Origin of the sequence: Micromonospora maritima (assembly GCF_902825405.1) — a bacterium.
Classification (GTDB): Bacteria; Actinomycetota; Actinomycetes; order Mycobacteriales; family Micromonosporaceae; genus Micromonospora; species Micromonospora maritima.
Genome location: NZ_CADEAU010000355.1, coordinates 1 through 5,664 on the forward strand (window position 1 = coordinate 1; position 5,664 = coordinate 5,664).

General features: G+C 71.6%; 5 protein-coding genes and 1 pseudogene. 2 read left to right on the forward strand and 4 right to left on the reverse strand.

Features of this window, described 5'->3' with window-relative positions:
* Positions 1-334: pseudogene (locus HUW36_RS24235) on the forward strand (hypothetical protein); the annotation flags it as partial.
* Positions 335-398: 64 nt separating this feature from the next.
* Here the strand turns inward: HUW36_RS24235 and folE are convergent.
* The 4 genes from folE to HUW36_RS24255 all read right to left on the reverse strand — a co-directional run bounded on the left by folE (position 399) and on the right by HUW36_RS24255 (position 4,297).
* On the reverse strand, positions 399-1,016 hold the full coding sequence (gene folE, locus HUW36_RS24240; RefSeq protein ID WP_246248307.1) for a GTP cyclohydrolase I FolE: 618 nt from the start codon (positions 1,014-1,016) through the stop codon (positions 399-401).
* A gap of 83 nt (positions 1,017-1,099) precedes the next feature.
* Positions 1,100-3,106 carry an ATP-dependent zinc metalloprotease FtsH gene (ftsH, locus tag HUW36_RS24245; protein ID WP_174530287.1) on the reverse strand — a complete coding sequence of 669 codons (2,007 nt, stop codon included), beginning with the start codon at positions 3,104-3,106 and terminating at the stop codon, positions 1,100-1,102.
* 378 nt (positions 3,107-3,484) lie between these two features.
* Positions 3,485-4,060 (reverse strand): hypoxanthine phosphoribosyltransferase, encoded by a 576-nt coding sequence (gene hpt / locus HUW36_RS24250; RefSeq protein ID WP_091568626.1) that lies wholly within the window; start codon positions 4,058-4,060, stop codon positions 3,485-3,487.
* 99 nt (positions 4,061-4,159) lie between these two features.
* Positions 4,160-4,297, reverse strand: a complete 138-nt coding sequence (locus tag HUW36_RS24255; RefSeq protein ID WP_174530288.1) for a hypothetical protein — start codon at positions 4,295-4,297, stop codon at positions 4,160-4,162.
* Positions 4,298-4,447: 150 nt separating this feature from the next.
* On the opposite strand from HUW36_RS24255, the gene HUW36_RS24260 reads away from it, so the two are divergent.
* Positions 4,448-5,407, forward strand: coding sequence for a GlxA family transcriptional regulator (locus tag HUW36_RS24260; protein ID WP_174530289.1), 960 nt, complete (start codon positions 4,448-4,450; stop codon positions 5,405-5,407).
* The last annotated feature ends 257 nt before the right edge of the window (positions 5,408-5,664 follow it).

The following is a 5,664-nucleotide window of genomic DNA, read 5'->3' on the forward strand; positions in this document are numbered from 1 at the left end:
CACGCTGGGCGCGCGCGGCCTGCCCCGGCTGGCCCGCTGGCCGGCCCGACCGCGCAACCTGCTGGTGTACGGGCCGCTGGCGCTTGTGGTGCCGCTGCTCCAGCTCACCCTGTACGCGCTTGCCGGTGCGGGGCCGGTGACCGCGTTGGCGCTGCTGGTGGGGCTGCCGCTGCCGGCGGTCGCGTTCATGCTGGGGTGGCTGGCGGTGGGGCGGCTCTTCCGCCCCCGCCCGACCGACCGGGTGGACCGGACACCCCGGTTCGGCGCCCTGGTCTGCCTGATCCCGGCGGTGCTCACCGCCGCCGGGCTGCTGCTGGCCATGCTGCCCGGCTGACCCGCCCGCGACGCCGACGGCCGCGCCTCCCGGGCGGGAGCACGCGGCCGTCGAGGTTGCCGGGTCAGCGGTGCATGATCAGCGCCATGGCCTCGGCCCGCGACTTGGCGTCGTTCTGCAGGCCGCCCCGGACCGCCGAGGTGATGGTCTTGGCGCCGGACTTCTGGATGCCGCGCATCGCCATGCACATGTGCTCGCACTCGAGCACCACGATGACGCCGCGCGGGGCGAGGCTGGACATCAGCAGGTCGGCGATCTGCGAGGTGAGCCGTTCCTGCACCTGCGGCCGGCGGGCGAACACCTCGACCAGCCGGGCCAGCTTGGACAGGCCGGTGATCCGGCCGTCCGGGCCGGGGATGTAGCCGATGTGCGCGCTGCCCCGGAACGGCAGCAGGTGGTGCTCGCACAGGCTCATCACGTCGATGTCCCGGACCAGCACGAGTTCCTCGTGGTTGGCCTCGAAGGTGGTGCGGAGGACCTGCGTCGGGTCGACCCGCAGGCCGGCGAACAGCTCGGCGTACGCGCGGGCGACCCGGGCCGGCGTCTGCTGCAGGCCGTCCCGGTCGGGGTTCTCCCCGACGGCGATGAGGATCTCCCGGACGGCCTTCTCGATCCGGGCCAGGTCGACGCTCTGCTCCACCGGGCCGCCGGTCAGCTTGCCGCTGATCAGGCGCGCGGCCACGTAGTCGAGCGCGTCGTCGCCGTCGGGTTCGGTCGCGGAAACGGCCGGCTCCCGGTCAGGGGAGCCGGCCGTCGGGTCGGTGCTCAGTGCGTACCGTCCGAGTTGTTGCTGGAACCGCCGACCGAGATGCCGTCGGCCGTGGCCTGCTTCTGCAGCGCGTCCTTCTCGGCCGGGGTGAGCACGGGCGGCTCGGTCGAGGGCTGGCGCTTGCCGAAGCCGTGGTAGGGGGCCATCGGCGGGCGCTTGACGACACGGGCGCAGATGCGGGCCATGTCGGCGGTGGAGAGGGTCTCCTTCTCCATCAGCTCCAGGACCATGTTGTCCAGGACGTCCCGGTATTCCACCAGGATCTCCCAGGCCTCGTCGTGGGCCAGCTCGATCAGCGCACGCATCTCGCCGTCGATCTCGGCCGCGACCGCGTCGGAGTAGTCCCGCTCGTGGCCCATGTTGCGGCCGAGGAACGGCTCGTCGCCGCTGGTGCCGTACTTGATCGCACCGAGCTTGGAGCTCATGCCGTACTGCGTGATCATCGCGCGGGCCAGCTGGGTGGCCTTCTCGATGTCGTTGCCGGCGCCGGTGGTCGGCTCGTGGAACACCAGTTCCTCGGCCGCCCGGCCGCCCAGCGCGTACGCCAGGGTGTCGATCATCTCGGCGCGGGTCTGGGTGTACTTGTCCTCCGTGGGGAGGACGAGCGTGTGGCCCAGCGACCGGCCCCGGGACAGGATGGTCACCTTGTGCACCGGAGCGGCGTGCGGCAGCGCCCAGGCGACGAGCGCGTGCCCACCCTCGTGGTACGCGGTGATCTTCTTCTCCTGGTCGCTCATCACCCGGGTCCGGCGCTGCGGACCGGCGATCACCCGGTCGATCGACTCTTCCAGCGAGTCGTTGCTGATCGCCCGCTGTTCCTTGCGGGCGGTGAGCAGCGCGGACTCGTTGATCACGTTGGCCAGGTCGGCTCCGGAGAAGCCCGGGGTACGCCGGGCGACCGCGTCGAGGTCGACGTCGGGCGTGAACGGCTTGCCCTTGGCGTGCACCCGCAGGATGGCCTTGCGGCCCTCCATGTCGGGGGCGTCGACCGGGATCTGCCGGTCGAAGCGGCCCGGGCGCAGCAGCGCCGGGTCGAGGATGTCGGGCCGGTTGGTGGCGGCGATCAGGATGACCCCGCCCTTGGTGTCGAAGCCGTCCATCTCGACCAGGAGCTGGTTGAGGGTCTGCTCCCGCTCGTCGTGGCCGCCGCCCATGCCGGCGCCGCGGTGCCGGCCGACCGCGTCGATCTCGTCGACGAAGACGATCGCCGGCGCGTTCGACTTGGCCTGCTCGAAGAGGTCGCGGACCCGGCTGGCGCCGACACCGACGAACATCTCCACGAAGTCGGAGCCCGAGATCGAGTAGAAGGGGACCCCGGCCTCGCCGGCCACCGCGCGGGCGAGCAGCGTCTTACCGGTACCGGGCGGGCCGAAGAGCAGCACACCCTTCGGGATCTTGGCGCCCAGGGCCTGGTATTTCGCCGGGTTCTGCAGGAAGTCCTTGATCTCGTGCAGTTCCTCGACGGCCTCGTCCGCACCGGCCACGTCCGCGAAGGTGGTCTTCGGCGTGTCCTTGGTGATCATCTTCGCCTTGGACTTGCCGAAGTTGAGCACCCGCGAGCCGCCGCCCTGCATCTGCGACATGAAGAACAGCAGCAGGAGCACGAGCAGCGCGATGGGGAGGAGATTGACCAGCAGGCTGACCCAGATGCTGTCCGACGACACCTTGGTGTCGACCGGGCCGGTGATCCGGTCCGCCGCCTCGGCCTCGCGGACCTGGTTCCAGACCTGGCCGCCGACCTCGTACGGGAACTGCGCCTCGATCTTGTCGGTGTTGGTGTCGCCGAACTTGGCCTTGTCCTTCAGGTCGAGCTGGAGCGTCTGCTCCTTGTCCTGGAAGACGACCTTCTCGATACCGCCCTTGTTGAGCTGGTCGAGCGCGACGGACGTGTCCACGCGGTGGTAGCTGGGACCAGCGGTGAACAGTTGACTGAGCACAACGGCGCCGAGGATGACCAGGATGATCCAGACCACCGGTCGGCGGAAGAAACGCGTACGTTCCATGCTGTCGTCGGGCGCCGAGACGCCCGCATCCTCCTGATCGACGTCCTGACCGTCTGAATGGTGTCGCCGCCTCGGGCGGCGGCCGGGGCCGCCGTGCGGGCCGGCCCGACCCCCGGGGCACGCGAACTGCCGCACCACGGTCATTCGACGGTACACCGTACGAGCGAGATGTGAGCTTGTGAGCCCGTCACTTACGCGTAGGGCGAACCAGGGTTTGAGCCGGCGTGGCGGGGAGCTCCGCACCCGACCCGCCCACAGCGCCCGGTCACGCGGCTCGAGGGGTCGGGCGTGGAGGGTGCCTCCACGTCACCGGCCTCTACCGTAGACCGAAAGGCTGAGAGCCCGCTGAACGTCCGCTGACGGCGGGCTCACCGACGCTCAGGCGCGGGCGTAGACCTCGGGCTTGAGCACCCCGACGTAGGGCAGCTCGCGGTAGCGCTCGCCGAAGTCGAGGCCGTAGCCGACGACGAACTCGGTGGGGATGTCGAAGCCGACGTACTTCACCGGCACCTCGACCTTGACCGCGTCCGGCTTGCGGAACAGCGCGACCACCTCGACGCTGGCCGCCGAGCGCGACTCCAGGTAGCGCAGCAGCCAGGACAGCGTCAGGCCGGAGTCGACGATGTCCTCGACGACCACCACGTGCCGGCCGGCGATGTCCCGGTCCAGGTCCTTGAGGATGCGGACCACGCCGGACGAGGTGGTGCCCTGGCCGTACGAGGAGACGGCCATGAACTCCAGCTCGGCGGGCGGGCCCTGGCGGCCCAGCGCGCGGGCGAAGTCGGCCATGAACATGACCGCGCCCTTGAGCACGCAGACGAGCAGGAGACCGTCCTCGACGTGTGCGTAGTCCGCCGAGACCTGCTTGGCCAGTTCCGCGGTCTTCTCGCGGATCTGCGCCTCGGAGATGATCACGTGGTCGATGTCGGCGTCGTACCAGGAGCCGTCAGCCATGCTCCTAGCCTGCCGTACGCCGGATGGCCTCCGTCGGCGGGGCCGCCCCTTTTGGCGCGGTCCCGCCGGGGATTTTCGGCGCGAACGAGGCAAATCACCTCAGCAGGTGCGGGAGCGCCAGCGCCGGCCGTCGTCGGTCGGCTTCCAGTCGGCCGAGTCGCGGGTGTCGGCGGTGAGCCCGAGGGCGCTGGCGCCGACGAGGAGGAGCAGGAAGAGCAGGAGCAGGACGACGGTCATGGCGGCGCTCGCTTTCACGCGGTTCGGATGGTTTTCGCCGCCGGTGCGCACCGGACACCATCGATTTTCCGGTCCGCCGTCCGGTCCGGACAGTGGCAGAAATGCCAGCGGGCATCGATTTCCTGCCACCTCTCCGGTTACCCTCGTCACATGCTCCGTTCGGTAGCCGTCATCGCCCTCGACGAGGTCGCCGCGTTCGAACTCGGCGTCGTCGCCGAGGTGTTCGGCACCGACCGCACCGTCGACGGCTTCCCCGGCTACCGGTTCGATGTCTGCACCGCCGACGGCGGCCCGGTCCGCAGCCGCTCCGGCTTCCTGCTCACCCCGACCGCCGACCTCGCGCCCGTCGACGAGGCCGACCTGGTCGCCGTGCCGGCGCACGCCGAGGGGACGCCGGTGCCCGAGCCGGTGCTCGCCGCACTGCGTCGCGCCGCCGACCGGGGCGCGTGGCTGCTCAGCGTCTGCGCGGGCGCGTTCGTGCTGGGCGAGGCCGGCCTGCTCGACGGGCGCGACTGCACCACCCACTGGCGGCACGTCAACGAGCTCCAGCAGCGCTTCCCGGCGGCCCGGGTCCGGTGCAACTCGCTCTACGTGCAGGACGGCCGGCTGCTCACCAGCGCCGGCACGGCCGCCGGGATCGACGCCTGCCTGCATCTGGTACGCCAGGCGCACGGCTCGGCCGTGGCCACCCGGCTGGCCCGGCGGATGGTCGTCCCGCCGCACCGCGACGGCGGGCAGGCCCAGTACGTGGAGGCGCCGATCCCCCGCGCGCCGGAGGCCCCCACGCTCGAACCGGTGCTGGAGTGGCTGATGGGCCACCTCGACCGCACCGTCACCGTGGACGAGCTTGCCGCCCGGGCCGACATGGCCCCGCGAACGTTCGCCCGCCGGTTCCGGGCCGAGACCGGCACCACCCCGCACGACTGGCTGACCAACCAACGGGTGCTGCTGGCCCGGCGGCTGCTGGAGGACACCCGGCTCAGCGTGGAGAGCGTCGCCGACCAGGCCGGCTTCGGCGACGCGGCGGCACTGCGACACCACTTCACCCGTCGGGTCGGCACCACGCCGCACGCCTACCGCACCACGTTCCGCGAACGCACGGACGCCTGACCCGCCGCCCCGTCGGCGAGGTGTGCCACATCAACCAGCCCTGGACCCCGCCACGTCCCCGACCTGGCGAGTCCCGGCACCAGGCCGCCGAAGTGGCGGCATCGACCGCCACCCGGACCGCACCACCTCCCCGAACTGGCGCGGCGGATCGGGAGGCGACGGGTCAGCCGGTCAGGCGGCCGGCCCGGCGGTGGACGAGGCGGCCGCCGGGCAGGTGCACCGGCCCCTGCCCGCGCCAGCCGGTGACCAGGGCGTCC

Coding starts and splice junctions, on each gene's coding strand:
- ftsH (WP_174530287.1), bottom strand. CDS start 3,106: ATGGAACGTACGCGTTTCTTCCGCCGACCGGTGGTCTGGATCATCCTG.
- hpt (WP_091568626.1), bottom strand. CDS start 4,060: ATGGCTGACGGCTCCTGGTACGACGCCGACATCGACCACGTGATCATC.
- HUW36_RS24255 (WP_174530288.1), bottom strand. CDS start 4,297: ATGACCGTCGTCCTGCTCCTGCTCTTCCTGCTCCTCCTCGTCGGCGCC.
- HUW36_RS24260 (WP_174530289.1), top strand. CDS start 4,448: ATGCTCCGTTCGGTAGCCGTCATCGCCCTCGACGAGGTCGCCGCGTTC.